Origin of the sequence: Streptomyces sp. NBC_00984, from assembly GCF_045162475.1 — a bacterium.
Classification (GTDB): Bacteria; Actinomycetota; Actinomycetes; order Streptomycetales; family Streptomycetaceae; genus Streptomyces.
Genome location: NZ_CP108734.1, coordinates 5211156 through 5231182 on the forward strand (window position 1 = coordinate 5211156; position 20027 = coordinate 5231182).

Consider the following 20027-nt stretch of genomic DNA (forward strand, 5'->3'; position numbering starts at 1 on the left):
GGCGGGCGCCCCGGGCAGGGGCGCCGGGGGTCAGAGGCGCTCGGGGGTCCGGATGCCGAGCAGCTCCATGCCCTGGTGCAGGGTGCGGGCGGTGAGGTCCGAGAGGAAGAGGCGGTTCTCGGCCACATCGCCCGGGACCTCGGGCTTGAGTACCGGGCACTGGTCGTAGAACGTGGTGAAGAGCGACGACAGCTGGTAGAGGTACGAGGCCAGCTTGTGCGGCTCGTACGCGGTGGCGACCTCGGCCACGACCTCGGCGAACTGGTCCAGGTGCAGGGCCAGCGCGCGCTCGGCCGGGGCCAGCTCCAGCTCCGGGTGGGGCTGGGACTTCAGCTCGCCCGCCTTGCGCTTGATCGAGCGGGACCGGGCGTGCGCGTACTGGATGTACACGCTGGTGTCGCCGGTCAGCGACACCATCTGGTCCAGGTCGAACTTGTAGTCGCGGGCCGCCGACGTGGACAGGTCCGCGTACTTCACCGCGCCGATGCCGACCTGCGTGGCGCGCTCGGTGATCTCGTCCTCGGTGAGGTCCTTGGCCTTCTCGCGCACGACGGCGGACGCCCGGTCGATCGCCTCGTCCAGGAGGTCGGCCAGCCGGACCGTCTCGCCCTCACGGGTCTTGAACGGCTTGCCGTCCTTGCCGAGCACCGTGCCGAAGGGGAGGTGCACGGCCTTGACGTCCTCGTTCAGCCAGCCGGCCCGGCGGGCGGTCTCGAAGACCATCTTGAAGTGCAGGGCCTGCCGGGCGTCCACGACGTACAGCAGGGTGTTCGCCTTGAGGTTCTGCACCCGGTCGCGGATCGCGGAGAGGTCGGTCGCCGCGTAGCCGTAGCCGCCGTTCGACTTCTTGACGATCAGCGGAACCGGGTTGCCGTCCGGGCCCTTCACGTCGTCGAAGAAGACGCAGAGCGCACCCTCGGAGCGGACGGCGACGCCCGACTCCTCCAGGATCCGGCAGGTCTCCTCCAGCATGGCGTTGTAGCCGGACTCGCCGACGATGTCGGCGTCCCGGATCTCCATGTCGAGCTTGTTGAAGACCGAGTAGAAGTAGATCTTCGACTCGTCGACGAAGCGCTGCCACAGGGCGAGGGTTTCCTCGTCGCCGGCCTGGAGCGCCACGACGCGGTCCCGGGAGCGGGCCTTGAACTCCTCGTCGGAGTCGAAGAGCGCACGCGAGGCCTTGTAGAGCCGGTTCAGCGAGGACATGGCGGCCTCGCCGTCCACCTCGCCGCCGTCGCCCTCGTGGGTCAGCTCGCCCGGGTGCTCGGTCAGGTACTGGATGAGCATGCCGAACTGGGTGCCCCAGTCACCGATGTGGTGCCTGCGGACCACGGACTCGCCCGTGAACTCCAGGATCTGCGCCATCGCGGCACCGATCACCGCGGAACGCAGGTGGCCGACGTGCATCTCCTTGGCCACGTTCGGCTGCGCGAAGTCGATGACCGTGGTGCCCGCGGCGCTGTTGTACGGCACACCGAGGCGGCCCTCGTCGTCCGCGGCGCGCGCGGCCAGGGTCTCGATGATCGCCCTGTCGGCGAGCGTGACGTTGAGGAAGCCGGGGCCGGAGACCTCGATCTCCTTGATCGGGCCGCCCGCCGGGAGCGCTGCGGTGACCTGGGAGGCGAGCTCGCGCGGGTTGCCCTTGAGCTTCTTGGCGAGGGCCAGGATGCCGTTGGCCTGGAAGTCGGCCCGGTCGCTTCGTCGCAGCAGCGGGTCCGCGGTGCCGGCATCCGGCAGAGCTGCCGTCAGGGCGTCCGCCAGCTGCTGCTGGAGCGTGGAAGCGAGGGAATTGACCGAGGCCATGGGCTGGCTGCCGTTTCCGTAGGAGTACAAGGGATCACACCCAGTATTCCACGGGCGGTAAAGCCGTTTTCGCGCTGCCGGTGGGACCTGGGAGAATGGGCGGAGCCCCTACGAGTCCCACAAGGGTGTTCCTACGAGTCCTACAAGAGAGAAGGACGTGCAGACCGTGGCTCAGAGTCAGAGCAGCACCGAGGCCGACTGGGTCTCCCGCTTCGCGGACGATGTCATCGCCGAATCGGAGCGTCGTGCGCCTGGCAAACCGGTCGTCGTCGCGTCCGGCCTCTCCCCGTCCGGCCCGATCCACCTGGGCAACCTCCGCGAGGTCATGACCCCGCACCTGGTCGCCGACGAGATCCGCCGCCGGGGGTACACCGTCCGGCACCTGATCTCGTGGGACGACTACGACCGGTACCGCAAGGTGCCCAATGGCGTCCCGGGGATCGACGAGTCCTGGGCCGAGCACATCGGCAAGCCGCTGACCTCGGTGCCCGCCCCGGCCGGGTCCGCGTATCCGAACTGGGCCGAGCACTTCAAGGCCGCCATGACGGCCGCGCTGGACGAGCTGGGCGTCGAGTACGACAGCATCAGCCAGACCGAGCAGTACACGGCGGGCGCCTACCGCGAGCAGATCCTGCACGCGATGAGGCACCGCGCCGACATCGACGCCGTCCTCGACCGGTACCGGACGAAGAAGGACCCGGCCGCGGCGGGCGCCAAGGGCGGCAAGAAGCCGCAGCAGCAGAAGAAGGCCGACGAGGCCGAGCTGGAGGCCGAGGCGGGCTCCGGCGCGGCGAGCGAGGACGACGGCAGCGGCGGTTCGGCCGGTTACTTCCCGTACAAGCCCTACTGCGGCAACTGCGAGAAGGACCTCACGACCGTCACGTCGTACGACGACGACAGCACCGAGCTGAACTACACCTGCACGGCCTGCGGCTTCGCCGAGACGGTGCGGCTGAGCGAGTTCAACCGCGGCAAGCTGGTCTGGAAGGTCGACTGGCCGATGCGCTGGGCGTTCGAGGGCGTGATCTTCGAGCCGAGCGGCGTGGACCACTCCTCGCCGGGCTCCTCGTTCGTCGTCGGCGGCCAGATCGTCCGCGAGATCTTCGACGGCGTGCAGCCGATCGGCCCGATGTACGCCTTCGTCGGCATCTCCGGCATGGCGAAGATGTCCTCCAGCAAGGGCGGCGTGCCGACCCCGGCCGACGCGCTGAAGATCATGGAGGCGCCGCTGCTGCGCTGGCTGTACGCGCGCCGCAAGCCCAACCAGTCCTTCAAGATCGCCTTCGACCAGGAGATCCAGCGGCTCTACGACGAGTGGGACTCGCTGGCGCGCAAGGTCACCGACGGCTCGGTGCTGCCGGCCGACGCCGCCGCGTACGCGCGGGCCATCGGCACGGCCGCCGGTGAGCTGCCGCGTACGCCGCGCCCGCTGCCGTACCGCACGCTCGCGTCGGTCGCCGACATCACGGCCGGGCACGACGAGCAGACGCTGCGCATCCTGAGCGAGCTGGACCCGGAGAACCCGCTGACCTCGCTGGACGAGGCCCGGCCCCGTCTCGACCGCGCCGAGAACTGGATCACCAGCCAGGTCCCGGCCGAGGCCCGCACCATCGTCCGCGACGAGCCGGACAAGGAGCTCCTCGGCTCGCTGGACGACGAGGGCCGGGAGTCGCTGCGGCTGCTCCTGGCGGGGCTGGACTCGCACTGGTCGCTGGACGGGCTCACCACGCTCGTCTACGGCGTGCCGAAGATCCTGGCGGGCCTGGAGCCGGACGCCAAGCCGACGCCCGAGCTGAAGGTCGCGCAGCGGTCGTTCTTCGCGCTGCTGTACCGGCTGCTGGTCAGCCGGGACACCGGGCCGCGGCTGCCCACGCTGCTGCTGGCCGTGGGGGCGGAGCGGGTACGCAGGCTCCTGGGCGCGTAGCGGTCCAGCTGTTTCGTACGTACGGAGGGCCGTCACCCGGTGATTCGGGTGACGGCCCTCCGTCGTTGCCGCCGATCGGATGCGGCCACGGGACAGCCCTCGGGGGCTCAGGCGATGTGGTCCGCTTCGAGTTCGGCGTGGTAGCGGTTCTTGAACTCCGGCATCAGGCGGCGGATCAGTGCCGCGCTGCGCGGGTGCCTGACGTTGTGGCCGTCCGTGACGTGTATGTCCAGGGCGTCGACGCTCGGGTAGTCGTTGTGCTGGTTCACGAACGCGGCGAACACCTCGTACGCGATCTCGGCGAACTCCGCGTCCTCCTGCGCCCACTCGGCCGGGTCCGGCTCGGGCTCCTTGGCCTGTTCCTTGGCCTGCTTCGGGAGCTGCGGCTGTTCGTGGAGCTGAGGCTGTTCATGGGCCTGCTGGGCCTGCTGGGCCTGTTCCTGCTGCTGGTGCTCCGCGGTGCGGGGGCCCGGGACGGCGCCGATCGTGCCCACGTTGCCCAGGGGGCGGGTGCGGCCGCCGGGGCCCGACGGGACCATCACCGGGGTCGGCTCCAGACCCTCGACGTATGTCGGGTTGTAGGCGCTCTCGTACGCGTCGTCCGGCACCTGGGGCGCCGCGAACCACGGGCTCTCGTGCGAGCCGGGGCCCTCCTGGGGCCATTCCTCGGCGGCGGCCGGGTCGGAGGGGTGGCCGTGCTGCTGGTACTGCTGGTGCGGCCCGTGCAGTTGGTGCTGGTGTTGCGGCTGGTGGTGCTCGTCCTGCTGGGCGTACTGCTGCTCGGGGGCGTAGGGCAACTCGGGCTGGGACTCGCCCGATTCGACCTGGGCCGGGGCCGGGGCCGGGGGCAGCAGGGCCGGTTCGACGCCCGCGGCGGCGAGGCCGGCCGGGCCGGTCTCGGCCAGCGGGACCCCGTACTTCGCCAGGCGCAGCGGCATCAGGGACTCGACGGGGGCCTTGCGGCGCCAGTTGCGGCCGAAACGGGCCTGGAGGCGGGCCTGGTAGATCAGCCGGTCCTGTTCGAGCTTGATGACCTGCTCGTACGACCGGAGTTCCCAGAGCTTCATCCGGCGCCAGAGCCGGAACGTCGGTACGGGGGAGAGCAGCCAGCGGGTGAGCCGGACGCCCTCCATGTGCTTGTCGGCCGTGATGTCGGCGATCCGGCCCACCGCGTGGCGGGCGGCCTCGACGGAGACCACGAACAGCACCGGGATGACCGCGTGCATGCCGACGCCGAGCGGGTCGGGCCAGGCCGCGGCGCCGTTGAAGGCGATCGTCGCGGCGGTCAGCAGCCAGGCCGTCTGGCGCAGCAGCGGGAACGGGATGCGCAGCCAGGTCAGCAGCAGGTCCAGGGCGAGCAGGACGCAGATGCCCGCGTCGATGCCGATCGGGAAGACCAGCGAGAAGTCCCCGAAGCCCTTCTGGAGGGCGAGCTCGCGCACCGCCGCGTACGAGCCCGCGAATCCGATCGCGGCGATGAGCACCGCACCGGCGACCACGAGACCGATGAGTATCCGGTGGGTGCGTGTCAGCTGCATCGCGGCCACCCGCGTTCCCCTCCCCGTTTCCCGTATCCGACGTCGTGCTGTGACGTCTCTTTCGGCGTCCTGCTGCGACTTCTGGCGGGCACAGCCTGGCACATGGGAACGCGGCGTGTTGCGCGGGGAGGGGCGAAGCCCGGTACTCGGGGGAGTGCCGGGCTTCGAAAAGCTGCTTCTGGGCAGGGGTGTTGAGAGGCCCTAGCTCGTCTTCTTGACGGACGTCTTGTGGGCGGAGGTCTTCTTGTCCGTCGTCTTGCTGCCGGTCGACTTGCCGTCCGAGGAGTCGTCGCCGGACGCCTTGGGGTCGTCGACCTTGTCCGTGGCCTTCTCGCTCGGCTTGTCCGAGCCGGCCGGCTTGTCCGACTTCGCGCCGGCGGCGATGGAGGCCACCGCCTCCTTGGCCGCCTTCTCGGCGCCCTTCAGGATGTCGTCGGCGGAGGGGGTCTTCGAGCCCGCGTAACCCGCGCCGTTGTAGGTGAGGGTGATGACGACGTTCTCCGTCCGGGCCACGACCGTCGCGTACTTGAAGTCCTCACCCGTCTTGGTGAGGTCGTAGGTGATCTTGGTGGCCTGCTCGCCGATGCCGCTGACGGGCGCTTCGGCGACCTTCTTGGCACCCTCGGCCGCCTTGGCCTTGGCGACCTGCTTCTCGAAGTCCTGCTGCGCGCGCTTGGCGCCGCTGCCCAGGGCCTGGTCCGAGTCGAAGCGGGTGAAGCCGACGTCGAGCCAGCGGTACTGGGAACCCTTCACCCCGTTGTCGTCGAGGCCGTTCCAGGAGCAGCCGGCGCGGTACGAGGTGTCGCTGGAGGTGGTGGCCGTGCCGTTCTTGGACTTCGCCGCGGGAACCAGGGAGGCGGCCGTCTTCTTGGTGATCGACTTGCACGGGTCGGGCAGCGCGGCGAACTTCGCGGGCTCGACGGTCGGCTCCGCCTTCTTGCTCGCGCTCGGCGATGTGGACGACGCGGACGAGCCCGATTCCTTCTTGTCGCCGGAGTCCGACGAGCAGCCGGCGACGACGAGCATCACCGGAACGGCGGCGCAGGCGAGTATGCGGGAGAGTCGCGGGGCTGAACGGTGCATGGTTCCTTCACTCGGGTGGCGCGGCGGGCGGGCTGCCAGGTGGTCGGGCGGGTGGTCGACCGGTGTTCCGGAGGGTGTCCCGGAAGCTGCTCCGGATGGGTTTCCGGAGGGCCACGGTACGACGGACTGCGACGGGATGCCGCCCCGGCCGAGGGCCCGGTGGCCGGGGGCGACGCGTGCCAGGGGCGCCCGGGACGGGGTCATTCGCTGAACTTGTCGACCAGGTTCCGGGCCACTGCCTGGGCCTTCTCCTGCAGTTCCTTGCTGTCGGGGACCATGCTGGAGACGGTCGGCTGCTCGGTGTACTCGACGGTCACGATGACGTTCGATGTGCGAAATACCACGCTCACCGTGCGGTGCTGTGCGGTGGAACCTGCCCGGGTGAGCAGATCGTCCAGAAACGCGTTGTCGCCGAGGTCGTCGAGGACGCGTGGCTGAAGGCTCTCGTCCGGGCCGCCGGAGCCGTCGCCGGTGTTTCCGTCGTCGGTGTTCCCGCCTTCGGTGTTCCCGCCTTCGGGGGTGGGAACGGCCAGGGCGTGCGAGGCGGAGTCCGAGGCGGGATCGGAAGCGGCGGGGGACGTCGGCTTCTTCGTGCCCTTCGTACCGTCCTTCGCGCTGTCCTTCGCGCTGTCCTTCGTACCGTCCTTCGCGCCGTCCTTCGTGCTGCTGTCCGCGCTGTCGGAGGTCGCGGAGGGCGAGGTCAGACCGGCGGAAGTCTCCTTCTCCGTGTACACCTCGCGGGCGCGGTCGTCGTCGCTCACGACGGGGTCGTAGGACACGACGCGCTCGAAGTCGATGGACAGGGTGTGCGAGGAGGAGGGGGCTTCGGACTTCCAGCGGCAGCCGACCCGGCGGTCGGTGTTGTAGGTGACGTCGGCGGTGCCCTCGTACACCTTCTTCTGCTGCTCCTCGGAGAGTTCGGCGGCGCCCGGGAGCAGGTCCTTCAGCGTGGACGTCGCGACGGCGCCGCAAGGCTCGGGAAGAGTGCGGTACTTGCCGGGTGCCGCGACGGCGACAGGTGTCTCGCCGGGCTTGCTGTCGGCTGCGGAACCACCGGTTCCGGTGTCGGTGGTGCAGCCGACGACGAGCGCTGCCAGTAGCGCGGTGCCGGTTACGTAGGCCATTCGTCGCACGGTCCTGGGCTCCCTTCGTGCGAAAAACGGTTGCCGCTCGATGGCGACCGGTGGACACAATGTGTATCGCACGCGCCGCTGTGAATGCCGGTCGACCGACTCATTTGCCGACCTTGGCACCGGTTTTGCGCTTTCAGACTTTTCGGGGGAATCGAGGAACTATGTCTTATGTAGAGGTGCCGGGCGCGAAGGTTCCCATCCGTATGTGGGCCGACCCGGCCTCGGTCGAGGACGTCGCGATGCAGCAGCTGCGCAACGTGGCCACGCTGCCCTGGATCAAGGGTCTCGCCGTCATGCCGGACGTTCATTTCGGCAAGGGCGCGACGGTCGGTTCGGTGATCGCGATGCACGGTGCGGTCTGTCCGGCGGCGGTCGGTGTGGACATCGGCTGCGGAATGTCCGCGGTGAAGACCTCCCTGACGGCCAATGACCTGCCGGGCGACCTGTCCCGGCTCCGGTCGAAGATCGAGCAGGCCATTCCGGTGGGCCGCGGCATGCATGACGAGGTCGTGGAGCCGGACCGGCTGTACGGCTTCCGGGCGCCGGGCTGGGACGACTTCTGGGGACGGTTCGACGGGGTGGCCGATGCGGTCAAGTTCCGTCAGGAACGTGCCACGAAGCAGATGGGAACGCTCGGATCGGGTAACCACTTCATCGAGTTCTGCCTCGACGAGTCGGGTTCGGTCTGGCTGATGCTGCACTCCGGATCGCGGAACATCGGCAAGGAACTGGCCGACTTCCACATCGGGCAGGCGCAGAAGCTGCCGCACAACCAGGATCTGATCGACCGCGACCTGGCGGTGTTCATCGCCGACACCCCGCAGATGGCGGCGTACCGGAACGACCTGTTCTGGGCGCAGGAGTACGCGAAGCACAACCGGGCCGTCATGATGGCGCTCTTCCAGAACGTGGTCCGCAAGGAGTTCAAGAAAGCCAAGGTGACCTTCGAACCGGTCATCTCCTGCCACCACAACTATGTGGCGGAGGAGCGGTACGAGGGCATGGACCTGCTGGTCACGCGGAAGGGCGCGATCCGTGCGGGGTCCGGGGACTTCGGGATCATCCCGGGTTCGATGGGCACCGGTTCGTACATCGTGAAGGGCCTCGGGAACGAGAAGTCGTTCAACTCGGCCTCGCACGGTGCCGGCCGGAAGATGAGCCGGAACGCCGCGAAGCGGCGCTTCTCGACGCGCGACCTGGAGGATCAGACGCGGGGCGTGGAGTGCCGTAAGGACTCCGGCGTCGTGGACGAGATTCCGGCCGCGTACAAGCCGATCGAGAAGGTCATCGAGCAGCAGCGGGACCTGGTGGAGGTCGTCGCCAAGCTCAAGCAGATCGTGTGCGTGAAGGGCTGAGGGCCTTGGACGGGGCCGGCTGAAGGTCTTTGCGCACGGCTGAACGGAAGGGCCTCGGACGCGGGTGGTGCGTCCGGGGCCCTTCCTGTCTTCGCTGGGCTCAGGTGGTGCGGTGGACCTTGGAGTTGGAGGCCTGGGCGCGGGGGCGGACCACCAGGAGGTCGATGTTGACGTGGCTGGGCCGGGTGACGGCCCAGGTGATGGTGTCCGCCACGTCGTCGGCGGTGAGGGGGGCGTCGACGCCCGCGTACACCTTGGCCGCCTTCTCGGTGTCGCCGCGGAAGCGGGTGGTGGCGAACTCCTCCGTCCTGACCATGCCGGGGGCGACCTCGATGACGCGGACCGGGGTGCCGACGATCTCCAGGCGGAGGGTCTCGGCCAGGACGTGCTCGCCGTGCTTGGCGGCCACATAGCCGCCGCCGCCCTCGTACGTGGAGAGGCCCGCGGTGGAGGAGAGGATCACGACCGTGCCGTCGCCGCTCCTGGTGAGGGCGGGGAGCAGGGCCTGGGTGACGTTGAGCGTGCCGATGACGTTCGTCTCGTACATCTGGCGCCAGTCGGCGGGGTCGCCGGTGGCGACGGGGTCGGCCCCGAGTGCGCCCCCCGCGTTGTTGACGAGGACGGCGAGGTTACGGAACGCCGTGGCGAACTCGTCCACCGCATCGCGGTCGGTGACGTCCAGCGCGTAGGCCGTTGCCTGGTGGCCCGCCTCGTTGATCTCGGCGGCGAGCGCCTCGATGCGGTCCTTGCGACGGGCGGTCAGTACGACGCGGTAGCCGGCTGCGGCCAGCTGCCGGGCGGTCGCGGCGCCGATGCCGCTGCTCGCTCCGGTGATGACGGCGATCGGGGTGGCGGCCATGGCGGACTCCTCGGACAGCTGATCGGTACGGGGCCAGGATAGGCAGGCGCGGGGTCAGTGGTTGCGGGGGGCGTACATGATCACGGCCATGCCGGCCAGGCAGATCAGCGCGCCGATCACGTCCCAGCGGTCGGGGCGGTAGCCGTCGGCGACCATGCCCCAGATGATCGAGCCGGCGACGAAGACACCGCCGTACGCGGCGAGGATGCGGCCGAACTCGCCGTCCGGCTGGAGTGTGGCGACGAAGCCGTAGGCACCCAGCGCGATGACGCCCGCCCCGATCCAGATCCAGCCCCGGTGCTCGCGTACGCCCTGCCAGACCAGCCAGGCGCCCCCGATCTCGAAGAGCGCGGCGACGACGAACAGAGCGACGGAGCGGGTGATGGACATGGAGCCAGCGTTTCACGGGGTGAGGGGCCGAATGAGGGGGAGGGCGCGCCGAACCGGTCGGCAAATACGGATAGTTCGGGGTGATCTGTATCTTCGGGTCATGGTAGTGACGCATGGATCCGCGCGAGCCGTCTCCGCGACAGCTTCGATGGTTGGGCTGGTTTCGACGGCGGTGTTGGCGGCGACCTTGGTGCTGGGGACGGGTGCCGCGGCGGCCACGGCGGCCACTCCTTCGGCTCCTTCGGCTCCTGTGTCTTCCGTGGCCATTGCGCCTGAGGCCGATGTGGCGCACCACGGGCATGTCCTGCTGTGGGGTGCGGGGCTCGGAGTCCGGGTGCGGACCGAGAACCACGGTCCGTCGAGCCTGGCGGGTGTGACCGTGCGCGTGCGGACGTCGGTGGCGCTCGCCGGACGGCAGGAACTTCCGCAGAGCTGTCTGCAGGCCGACCGGTGGACCGTGCTGTGCCGGACGGGTGCGCTGCACGCCGATGGGGCGGAGGAACGGCGGCTCGCCCTCGAACTGCGGCTTGCGGAGCGGCCGGACGACGTCGTCGTGCGCGTCGACACGCTGTGGAACGGCGGCGCGATCGACCGGAACCCCGGTAACAACGACCATGAGGTGCTGGCTCCGGCCACCGGGGACGAGTACGTGTTCTGAGCCCCGGCCGGTGACGCGGGTCCCCTCGATGCCGGCCCTTTCGGCGCCGGTCCCTTCGCCCCGCGTCCCGGTGATGCGGGTCCCGGTGATGGGGGTCCTGTGCTCATCGGGCGAGTGCGGCGCGCAGGGCCGTCGGGTCGGCGTGGTCGCTCGCCCAGGCGATGTAGCCGTCGGGGCGGATGAGCAGGGTGGTGGTGCGGTCACCTCGCCAGTGGGCATGCACCAGTGGGGCCGGTGATGCCGGAGCGGCGGAGCCGTCGGGAGTGACGAGGACGAATGTTCCGTCGCGCAACAGCTGGTGCAGCCGGCCCTCCCGCAGGCTCAGGTCGGGGGCGCGCTTCGCGGTCAGGGGATGCGCACCGCGCGGGGCCGGGTAGGCGATCGAGATGCCGGAGACCATGCCGATGACCTTGTCGGAGGCGGGCCGGACCATGGACAGCACCGTGGTGGCGATGGTCCTGACCGTCCGCTGGAGCGGGGTGCGGGCCATGGCGAGGCGGACGAGCGCGCCGCTGGAGCGGAGCACCTTCGTGCCGACCGGGTGCCGTTCGGCGTGGTAGCTGTCGAGGAGCGCTTCCGGGTCGGCCGACTGCCCCCGCAGTACGGCGGCGAGCTTCCAGGAGAGATTGGCGGCGTCCTGGAGGCCGGTGTTCATGCCCTGGCCGCCCGCGGGCGAGTGGACGTGGGCGGCGTCCCCAGCGAGGAAGACCCGGCCGGTGCGGTAGGACGGCACCTGGCGCTCGTCGCTGTGGAAGCGGGAGATCCAGCGCGCGTCGTGCATGCCGTAGTCGGTGCCGAAGGCGAGGCGGGTGATCTCGCGCAGCTCGTCGAGGTCGACGGGGTCGGTGGGGTCGCTGTCGGCGGACTGGCGCGCGCCGCTCCACCCCATCACGCGGTACCAGCCGTCGCCGAAGGGGGCGATGAAGGCGAAGGCGTCCCCGCCACCGCTGATCGTGAGGATGTCGTCCGGCTTCTCGGTGAGCCGGACATCGGCGAGGGCGATCGACCGGATCACGGATCTGCCGGGAAAGGGGAGCCCGAGCGCCTGGCGCACGGGGCTGCGCATCCCGTCGGCGCCCACGAGATAGCGGGCGGTGAGAGCGGTCCGGCTGCCGTCCGGCTCGCGCAGTTCGGCGGTGACGGATTCCGATGCGGCGCTCTGCTGGAGCCCGGTCAGCTCCGTGTCGTACCGGAAGCGGACGCCGGCGGTGCGGGCCCGGCGCTCCAGCAGGTGCTCCACCTCGTACTGCGGGGTGATCAGCACGAAGGGGAAGCGGGTGTGCAGCCGGGAGAGGTCGAGCGAGAGCTTGCCGAAGAAGCGCAGGGAGACGAGGGAGGTGCCCGTCTTGATCAGCTCGTCGGCCAGGCCGCGGCTGTCGAGCAGTTCGAGCGTGCGGGCGTGTACGGCGAAGGCGCGCGTCATGTTGCTCGTCCGGTGCGGGCGGCGCTCCACGAGCGTGACGGAGACGCCCTGGGCGGCGAGATCCCCCGCGAGCAGCAGGCCGGTGGGGCCCGCGCCCACGACGAGGGCGTCGACGGTGTCGGGTGCGGTGCTCGGGGTGGTGGTCATGGCTGCCTCCTGGGCCCGTTCATCGGCTGTCGGCTGTCACCTTCGTGCCAACAAGTGTTGGTCAACGCTTGTTGGCAACGGTAGACCCGGCGGGGCTGGCATGTCAACGCTTGTTGGCCTACATTTGTTGGCATGACGAAGCCCGCCACCGCGCCCCGCCGCTCGGATGCCACCAAGGCCGCGATTCTCGGCGCCGCGCGCGAGCGGTTCGCCGCCGACGGGTACGAGCGCGCCACCATCCGGGCCATCGCCCGTGACGCGAACATCGATCCGTCGATGGTCATGCGCTACTACGGCAACAAGGAGGGTCTGTTCGTCGCCGCCTCCGCGATCGACCTGCGGATGCCCCAGCTGGGGGCGATGCCGGGCAAGCACGTCGGTGCGGTCCTCGTCGCGCATTTCCTGGACCGCTGGGAGAACGACGACGTGCTCACGGCCATGCTCAGGGTCGGTGTCACCAACGAAGCCGGTGCGGAGCGGATGAGGGCCGTCTTCGCCGAGCAGATCGGCGCGGTCACGGCCGGTGTCTGCCCCGTTCCGGCCGAAGCGTCCCACCGCGCGGCGCTCGTCGCCTCGCAGATACTGGGGATGGCGCTCACGCGCTACGTGCTGCGGTTCGGGCCTGCCGTCGAGATGTCGCGCGACGAGGTGGTCGCCTGGCTCGCGCCCACCGTCCAGCGCTATCTGACCGCAGAGGCTCCGTAGGTCGGTAGGCCGGTAGGCCGGTCGGCCGGCCGGTCCGGGTGCCCGGGGTTGTCTGCTTCGTACACTCTCTGCATGTCGCAGAAGTCCCAGCCCCGCCGCAGTGCGCTGATGGCCGAGCTGACCGTCGAGTCACGCCGCTACATGGCCGCGTACGCGCTGTTCAACCAGGCCGTCGCGGACCACCTGCGGCTCCACCCGACCGATCTGCAGTGCCTCAACCTGCTCGGTCTGGAGGCGGCCCCGGTCACCACGGGCCGCATCGCGGAGCTGACCGGGCTGACCACGGGCTCGGCGACCCGGCTGGTGGACCGGCTGGAACGGGGCGGGTACGTGACGCGCGAGCGTGACACCGTCGACCGGCGACGGGTGCTCGTGACGACCGTGCCGGAGCGGATGGCGGAGATCGGCGCGGTGTGGGAGCGGCTGAACGGGGCGTGGTCGGCGATGTTCGAGGCGTACGACGACGACGAGGTGGCCCTGCTCATCACCCACATGCGGCGAACGGTCGAACTGAGCGCGCTCCAGGTCGAGGCCTTGCGCGAGGGTGTCGGTGCGACGGCGGCGGGTGGCGCGGCGCCCGAGGGCGGCGGGGCGACGGCCGGCCCCGGCGTGGCCGGCCCTTCGGCCCCCGGCTCCGGACGGGGCTGACGCCGTTCCCCGGCTCCAGGTCCGAGCTGACGCCGTTCCCCGGATCTACGCGCCGTCCGTGGACGTGGGCGCGAATTCGTGGAGCGCCTTCGTGACGATCGCTTCCAGATGGGAGTGGTGGGCGCCCCGCCAGTAGACGCGGTCGCACTCCGTGCACTGCGCGAAGACGTCGTACGACCGCCGGGTGCCGTGTTCCAGGTGGTCGCTGACCGTGTCCTTGTCGGCGGCCTTCAGCGGGCCGTTGCAGGCGGTGCACCTGGTCCAGGGGGCGAGACGCGGGGTGAACCTTCCCAGCACGTCGCGGAGTTGGTCCTCCGGGCGGTCGCTGTAGACGTACGCCCCGGCCCAGATCTCCCGCCGGTGCAGCAGGCCGCGGTCCCGCGAGAGCAGTACGCGCCGCTCGTCCGCCGACCGGGTGGCCAGCGCGGGATCGCCGATGTCCTCGCTCTCGTACGCCGCGTCGACGCCCAGCAGCCGCAGCCGCCGGGCCAGCGTGCCGAGGTGGACGTCGAGCAGGAACCGCAGGGGTGCGCCCGGGACGTGCTGAGGGCGCTCCACGGCCCGCACCTCGACCAGCTCGCCGGCCCCCGGGATGTGCGAGACGGGTACGGGCCGGCCGTCCACCAGGATCTGTCCGGCCTCGGTGAGCGGGATACCGAGCGACTCCACGACATGGCCGAGGGTGGAGGATCCGTCGGTGGTCACGGCCGTGCGTCCCCGGCGGCGTTCATGCGCGACGAAGAGCCGCAGCTCGGGGGCGACTTCGAGGTGGATCTCCGGTCCGTTCACCTCGTCAGGATGTCATCGGCCGGGGTGTGTCAGCCAGAGGGTTTCGGTGGTCGGCGTGCGCCGGGTGTGCGGGGTGCGCCGGGTGTGCGGGCGGGCTCAGGGGCGGAAGGCGGCGGCGTGTTCCTCGGCCCAGGCGGCGAAGGTGCGGGCCGGGTGGCCGGTCAGCTTCTCGACCTCGCCGGTCACCTCGGCCGGGGAGCCGTCCGAAGCGGCCGCGTACCCGAGCAGCGCGTCGGCGACCGGCTCGGGCAGAAAGGCGGCCATGGACTCCTTCCAGGCCGCCCCGGTCACGGTGTTGACCGTGATGGGGCGCCCGGACGCCGCAGCCAGCAGGCCGACCTGCTCGGCGGCGGTGAGCGATTCGGGGCCCGTCAGGTGGTACGCCGCGCCCCGCAGGCGAGGGTCGGTGAGAACGGCAAGGGCGGCCTCGGCGATGTCCGTGCTGTCGATGGGGCTGGAGTGGCTGTTGGGGTAGGGGAGGTCGACGGTGCCGTGGGCCCGTACCGACTGCGCCCACTGGTACGCATTGCTCGCGAAGGCGCCCGGACGGAGCAGCGTCGTGGTGAGGGGCGAGGCCGTCAGTGCCTGCTCCACCGCGTGGTGGGAGGCGGCGATCGGGTTGTCCCGGGCGTCCGGGTCGAGGACCGAGCTGGAGGAGAGCAGCACGATGTGGTCGACCCCGGCGGACTCGGCCGCGGCGAGGAAGGCGTCGACGCCGGACGGGTCGGCGTAGAGGAAGACGGAGTCGACGCCGTCGAGGGCGGCACCGAAGGTGGTCGGATCGCCGAGATCGCAGGTCACGACCGGCACGCCGGCGGGCAGCGCGGTGGCCGTGGCGGCGAGGTCTCCGGGGGTGCGCGAGGCCGCGCGGACGGTGTGGCCGTCGCGGTGCAGCAGCGAGACGAGCGTGGAGCCGATACGGCCGCGGCATCCGGTGACGAGAGTGTGCATGGTGGAGGAATCCCCTCTGGGTGCATGAGTATGTCTGTGACACGCATAAATTGCGTGACGCAGATGAATATCCGGGAGGGAGCCCCGGCCGTCAAACGTTTTCGAACGTCCCGGGCAGGCCCGGGACGTTCCTGGGCGTGAGGGTCGGCCACGGCACGACCCGGCGGCCGGCCGAGGTCAGCGCGCTCCGGCTCCGTTCCCGTCCCCGTTCCCGTGCCCGGCTCCGTTCCCGTCCCCGACCGCGTCCGGGTCCAGGTCCAGCCGCCAGTCGTTCGTCAGCAGCGCCTGGCCGGGCGGGTACTCGAAGTCGCACTCGCCGATCAGGGTGAAGCCCGCCTTGCGACACACCGCGTTCGACGCGCCGTTCCCGACGGACGGGTAGGCGTGCAGGAAGCGGTGCTTGCGCTCGGCCCGAGCCTGCTCGGCGACGGCCGTCGTCGCGGCCGTCGCGATGCCCAGGCCCTGGTGTCCGGGGAGGACGGCCCACCCCGTCTCGTACACCTCCTGGCCTTGCCAGGTCCGCTCCCAGAAACCGATCGTGCCCACGGCGTCGTCCCCGTCCGTCAGGGCGATGCGGAACATCCTGCCCCGGCCCGTGCGGTCCGCGCTCAGCTCCACGTAGCGCTGGTGACGCGCTATGAGCTGCTCCTCCGACTCGGGTCCGCCCAGGTGGTCCATCAACTCCGGTGCGTTGGCGCGGCGGAGCAGCTCCAGGTCGGCGTCCGACCAGGCCTCGATCCGTACGGGCGATGAAGCGGTGCGTTCCATGCCGGAACTGTAGGACGCGGCACTGACAACCGGCGGTCAGTGCGGCGCGAAGGCCGTCGGGGGCACGCCGACCGTGGCCGTGAAGTCCCTGATCAGATGGGCCTGGTCGCTGTAGCCGAGCTCCACCGCGAGCGCCGCCCAGTCCACCTGCCGGTCCGACTCGGCCCGCTCCAGCGCCTCGTGGATGCGGTAGCGGAGGATGACCCACTTGGGGCCGACGCCGACGTACGCGGCGAAGAGCCGCTGGAGCGAGCGCGACGACAGCCCCTCGGCGCGGGCGAGTTCGTCGACGCGGCGCACCGTGCGGTCCGTGCGCACCAGGTCGACCAGGGCCATCGCGCGTTCGGCCTGCGGGTCCGGTTCCGGGCCGAGCGCCAGCAGGTACGTGTCGAGTGCCGCCACCCGCGCGTCCTCGTCCGCCGGGCCGAGGACGTCCGACGGCGGGGCGGGCGGGGCGAACACCGCGTCGGCGGGAAGCCGCCGGCCCGTCCACTCCGCGACGGGCCGGTCCGGCGCGAACGGCCGGAAGCCGCCGGGCCGGAACTGCACTCCGCAGACCCGGCCCCGGCCCTCCAGCTTCTGCGTGAAGAGCTCCAGCCCGATGCCCGAGACCTCCACGAAATCGGCCTTGCCCTCGTACCGCTGGAAGACCAGGTTCACGGACGGGTGCGGCACCACGTGGGAGGCGTACGGCGCGGACAGGTCCCAGTCGATGAGCCAGTAGTGCTCCAGGTACGGCCGCAGCCCGGCGGCGGGTTCACGGCGGCGGAAACGTACCTGGGCGAAGAGCTCGGGGGCGTCCACGATGCCCCGGGTGTCGCGTCGAGGACCGGCCATGGCGGCGATCCTATGGTGCGCGGTCCGCCGGTGCGGACGGTGTCGCGTTTCTTCAAGCGCCGGACCGCCCCGTCGTGCATCGTCGAAGGATGACGAAGATCAGTGAGTTGCTGGAGACGGCCGCCGGACCGGCCGTGACCGTGCTGGACGGGATCGACGACAACAGCCTCGAAGCCCCCACCCCCTGCGCGGAGTACGACGTACGGGCTCTGATCAACCACCTCTTCCAGGTGATCGTCAACTTCCAGGCCCTGGCGGCCAGGGAGGACGTCGAGTTCGGCGCGGCGCCGGACGTCGTCACCGGGAACTGGCGGGCCCGCTTCGGCGAAGAGGCGGCCAGGCTGGTGGCGGCCTGGGCCGTGCCCGGCGCGGACGAGGGGACCGCGGGGGCCATGGGGCTCCCGGCCAGGACCGTCGGAAACATGGTGCTGGGCGATCTGACCGTCCACGCCTGGGACCTGGCGCGGGCCACCGGCCAGGAGTTCGCCCCGGACGCGTCGGTGCTGGACGAGATCGGTCCCGGGCTGGCCGCGATGGCTCCGATGGCCCGGGAGGCGAAGGTGTTCGGCGAGCCCCACCCCGTGCCGGACGGGGCCAGCCCCTTCGAGCAGGTGCTGGCGCTGACCGGCCGCGATCCCGGCTGGCGGCCGCCCGGCGCCTGACAGCGGCGGCCGGAGGGCGGGTGTCCGGTAGCCCCGGGACGTCGTAGAGGCCGTTGGAGATCACTCTTCGGCCAATGAATGAATGGCCGGATGCGGGTGATTGGCGACCGACGACCGGTGGGCGGGGCCGGGGCACGGCCCGTGCCCCGGCCCCGCCCCGGCCCGTGCCCGCCGGGCTATCGGCTCCACACATGCAGTGCGTCGCCCGCCGCCGACACCGTGTACCAGGTGCCGTCACCGAGGGCCGTGGGCGCGCCGGATATCGGGAACGGATACGTGATCCGCGCGGTCAGCCGCATCCGATCCCCGGTCGCGCTCACCAGCCAGTGGCGCTCCTCCCCGTACTCCCCGTCCCTCTCCGACGTACCGGCGATGACGGTCTCCTCGTCGAGGAAGCCGCACTCGTAGTCCCAGAGCGTCTCGTCGGCGTCCTGGTCGTCGGGATCGGCCTCGGGGTGGCGGGGGACGGTGTGCTCGGTGTCCAGTTCGGACAGTACGGAACCGTCGTCGACCCGGTGCACGCCGAGCGTCTCCTCGTAATGAGTCACCGTCAGGAAGCGGTCGCCCGACGGGCTCACATCCGTCAGGATCCGCTCGTCGTCGCAGAACCGCTCCACGGAGAGCTTCTTGCCGTCCCATCTGCCCCACAGCATCGGCACCCCGTCCTGCCCCTCGCCGACGCACAGTCCCATCCGGGCGGGGTCCGGGTGCGGGACGTGATCCGAGCCGACCGCCGCCGTCTCCGCGTCCGCCCGGCCGAGCACCCGTCCGTCGGCGGCGTCGATGACCAGCCACTCGTCCAGCGCCTCCGGATCGGGTCCGGAGGCGGCGACAGGGCCGCGGACATGGGCCCACACGAGCGTCCCGTCCGCGGAGAACACGGCCGATCCGCTGTCCGCGTACCGATGCCGGTGGTCGGTCGCGTACTCCTCGTACGCGGTGTGGAGGGTGCGGCAACCGCCCTCCCAGCAGCCGTGTCCGACCTCCCAGCGCACCGCCCCCGTCGGGTCCACCGCGCGCACCGCGTGCACCCCGGCGAACACCGCGAACTCACCGTTCGGCGCCACCGTGCTGGTGCCGAAGCGGCGGGGCCAGGGAGCGGGGAAGCGGATTGCCGCCGCGTCCGGGGAGTCGGGGTCGACGGCGACCAGCTCGGTGTCACCGCGCTGGACGAGCAGACGCGGGCCCTGTGCTGACCGCCCGCCACCGGGAGCGGGCCGGGTGTCCGGCCGCCGCGCGGGCCACCGAAGGAGGCGCGGGGCGTCCGCCGCGTCCTGTGCACGGTCCAGCGGTGCGGCGAGCGTGGTGACAAGGTGTGCGGCGGCATCGGCCATGGGGCGGCCTCCCCCTCGTGCGTGAGTACATCGACTCGAACGTGAGTACATCGGTACGAGGAGAACCGTAAGGCCGTGGACCGACGCGTATCACCCCTGGTACGTATCCGGGACGACGGCGACCGGGCAGGGCGCGTAATGCAGCACCGCGTGGTCGACCGGGCCCAGTTGGAGTCCGTGCCATCCGCTGCTCCGCCGGGCGCCGACGACCAGCAGTTCCGCGCCCTCGGAGGCTTCGATCAGTACCTGGTGCGCCGGTCCCTGCGTCACCGACCGGTGGACGACGGTTCCGGAATCGTCCCGTTCGGCCAGCGCGCCCAGGACCTCTTCGAGGTGTTCCTCGGCCCGTCGGCGGTGTGCGGAAGCGGGGGAGCCCGGGAGGGGCGTACGGCTCAGGAACTCGTGCGCGGGGCGGCGCCAGGCTCGTACGGCGATCAGTTCGCCGTGGCGCGAAGCGGCCTGGGCCAGTGCGAAGACGGCGGCCGCCGACGGGCCGGTGGCGTCGCTGATCCCGACGACCACGCGGCCGGGTTCCGCCGGGGCGAGCGGCGGCGTCGCCGGGACCACCACGACCGGGCAGTGGGAGCGGCCGGCGAGCGCGAGTCCGACGGACCCCAGGAGCATTCCGGCGATCCGGCCGCGGCCCCGGGACCCCAGGACGACGAGCGCCGCCTCGTGGCTCTCCCGGACGAGTGCGGCCACCGGGTCCTCGGGCTGCACATCGGCCACCACGCTCACCCCGGGGCTGAGGTCTCGCACGCGGTCCCGGGCCGAGCCGACGAGATGCTCGGCGAGGATCTGTTCGGGAGGCCGCCCGCTGTCGGCGGTCGGCCGCAGACCCTCGTAGTGCTCCCACAGCGACGCGTGCACGATGCGCAGGGGGAGCCGGGAGCGGGCCGCTTCCGCCGCGGCCCAGTCCAGGGCGCGCAGACTGCCCTCCGACCCGTCCACTCCGACGACTACGGGGAGCCGCATCGCTCCCACCGCCTTCTCTGCTCGGATTCGGCCGGACCCGCGTGT

At 71.0% G+C, this 20027-nt stretch carries 18 protein-coding genes and 1 pseudogene; 6 read left to right on the plus strand and 13 right to left on the minus strand.

Annotation, left to right across the window (positions count from 1 at the left end; translation table 11 throughout):
• Positions 1 to 30 precede the first annotated feature (30 nt).
• A complete protein-coding gene (gene argS / locus OG520_RS23245) occupies positions 31 to 1803 on the minus strand; it encodes an arginine--tRNA ligase (protein WP_406016542.1) in 1773 nt (590 codons plus the stop codon).
• 157 nt (positions 1804 to 1960) lie between these two features.
• On the opposite strand from argS, the gene lysS reads away from it, so the two are divergent.
• Entirely contained in the window at positions 1961 to 3727 is a 1767-nt protein-coding gene (gene lysS, locus OG520_RS23250; RefSeq protein ID WP_406014455.1) for a lysine--tRNA ligase, read from the plus strand.
• Positions 3728 to 3834: 107 nt separating this feature from the next.
• On the opposite strand, the gene OG520_RS23255 is transcribed toward lysS, so the two are convergent.
• The 3 genes from OG520_RS23255 to OG520_RS23265 form a co-directional block, all read right to left on the minus strand.
• The gene (locus OG520_RS23255; RefSeq protein ID WP_406014456.1) at positions 3835 to 5265 is read right to left on the minus strand and encodes a DUF2637 domain-containing protein; all 1431 of its coding nucleotides are present in this window, start codon (positions 5263 to 5265) and stop codon (positions 3835 to 3837) included.
• A gap of 201 nt (positions 5266 to 5466) precedes the next feature.
• On the minus strand, positions 5467 to 6348 hold the full coding sequence (locus OG520_RS23260) for a DUF3558 family protein (protein ID WP_406014457.1): 882 nt from the start codon (positions 6346 to 6348) through the stop codon (positions 5467 to 5469).
• A gap of 200 nt (positions 6349 to 6548) precedes the next feature.
• Complete coding sequence (locus OG520_RS23265; protein ID WP_406014458.1) at positions 6549 to 7472, minus strand: DUF3558 domain-containing protein; 924 nt, start codon at positions 7470 to 7472, stop codon at positions 6549 to 6551.
• Between the two features lie 170 nt (positions 7473 to 7642).
• On the opposite strand from OG520_RS23265, the gene OG520_RS23270 reads away from it, so the two are divergent.
• Positions 7643 to 8836: an RtcB family protein gene (locus OG520_RS23270; protein ID WP_399328322.1), complete on the plus strand. Its 1194-nt coding sequence runs from the start codon at positions 7643 to 7645 to the stop codon at positions 8834 to 8836.
• A gap of 100 nt (positions 8837 to 8936) precedes the next feature.
• Here the strand turns inward: OG520_RS23270 and OG520_RS23275 are convergent, their stop codons facing one another.
• Both OG520_RS23275 and OG520_RS23280 read right to left on the minus strand, forming a co-directional pair.
• Complete coding sequence (locus OG520_RS23275; RefSeq protein ID WP_399328320.1) at positions 8937 to 9695, minus strand: SDR family NAD(P)-dependent oxidoreductase; 759 nt, start codon at positions 9693 to 9695, stop codon at positions 8937 to 8939.
• 54 nt (positions 9696 to 9749) lie between these two features.
• On the minus strand, positions 9750 to 10085 hold the full coding sequence (locus tag OG520_RS23280; protein ID WP_266417897.1) for a YnfA family protein: 336 nt from the start codon (positions 10083 to 10085) through the stop codon (positions 9750 to 9752).
• 259 nt (positions 10086 to 10344) lie between these two features.
• Between OG520_RS23280 and OG520_RS23285 the strand changes: the two genes are divergently transcribed.
• The gene (locus OG520_RS23285; RefSeq protein ID WP_406014459.1) at positions 10345 to 10743 is read left to right on the plus strand and encodes a hypothetical protein; all 399 of its coding nucleotides are present in this window, start codon (positions 10345 to 10347) and stop codon (positions 10741 to 10743) included.
• A gap of 103 nt (positions 10744 to 10846) precedes the next feature.
• Here OG520_RS23285 and OG520_RS23290 read toward each other — a convergent pair whose 3' ends face one another.
• Positions 10847 to 12313: an FAD-dependent monooxygenase gene (locus OG520_RS23290; protein ID WP_406014460.1), complete on the minus strand. Its 1467-nt coding sequence runs from the start codon at positions 12311 to 12313 to the stop codon at positions 10847 to 10849.
• A gap of 132 nt (positions 12314 to 12445) precedes the next feature.
• On the opposite strand from OG520_RS23290, the gene OG520_RS23295 reads away from it, so the two are divergent.
• A complete protein-coding gene (locus OG520_RS23295) occupies positions 12446 to 13018 on the plus strand; it encodes a TetR family transcriptional regulator (protein WP_406014461.1) in 573 nt (190 codons plus the stop codon).
• Between the two features lie 72 nt (positions 13019 to 13090).
• A pseudogene (locus OG520_RS23300) lies at positions 13091 to 13564 on the plus strand (MarR family winged helix-turn-helix transcriptional regulator); the annotation flags it as partial.
• A gap of 147 nt (positions 13565 to 13711) precedes the next feature.
• Here the strand turns inward: OG520_RS23300 and OG520_RS23305 are convergent.
• From OG520_RS23305 to OG520_RS23320, 4 genes are all read right to left on the minus strand, one after another.
• A complete protein-coding gene (locus OG520_RS23305) occupies positions 13712 to 14455 on the minus strand; it encodes a Mut7-C RNAse domain-containing protein (RefSeq protein WP_406014462.1) in 744 nt (247 codons plus the stop codon).
• 96 nt (positions 14456 to 14551) lie between these two features.
• Positions 14552 to 15406: an NAD(P)H-binding protein gene (locus OG520_RS23310; protein ID WP_406014463.1), complete on the minus strand. Its 855-nt coding sequence runs from the start codon at positions 15404 to 15406 to the stop codon at positions 14552 to 14554.
• Positions 15407 to 15583: 177 nt separating this feature from the next.
• Complete coding sequence (locus OG520_RS23315; RefSeq protein WP_406014464.1) at positions 15584 to 16174, minus strand: GNAT family N-acetyltransferase; 591 nt, start codon at positions 16172 to 16174, stop codon at positions 15584 to 15586.
• A gap of 36 nt (positions 16175 to 16210) precedes the next feature.
• Complete coding sequence (locus OG520_RS23320; protein WP_406014465.1) at positions 16211 to 17011, minus strand: DUF6597 domain-containing transcriptional factor; 801 nt, start codon at positions 17009 to 17011, stop codon at positions 16211 to 16213.
• Between the two features lie 89 nt (positions 17012 to 17100).
• Between OG520_RS23320 and OG520_RS23325 the strand changes: the two genes are divergently transcribed.
• Entirely contained in the window at positions 17101 to 17673 is a 573-nt protein-coding gene (locus tag OG520_RS23325) for a TIGR03086 family metal-binding protein (protein WP_399328304.1), read from the plus strand.
• A 176-nt stretch (positions 17674 to 17849) separates the two neighbouring features.
• Here OG520_RS23325 and OG520_RS23330 read toward each other — a convergent pair whose 3' ends face one another.
• Together OG520_RS23330 and OG520_RS23335 are read right to left on the minus strand one after the other, a co-directional pair.
• Positions 17850 to 19007 (minus strand): hypothetical protein, encoded by a 1158-nt coding sequence (locus tag OG520_RS23330; protein WP_406014466.1) that lies wholly within the window; start codon positions 19005 to 19007, stop codon positions 17850 to 17852.
• A 90-nt stretch (positions 19008 to 19097) separates the two neighbouring features.
• A complete protein-coding gene (locus tag OG520_RS23335) occupies positions 19098 to 19982 on the minus strand; it encodes a universal stress protein (RefSeq protein ID WP_406014467.1) in 885 nt (294 codons plus the stop codon).
• Between the last annotated feature and the right edge of the window lie 45 nt (positions 19983 to 20027).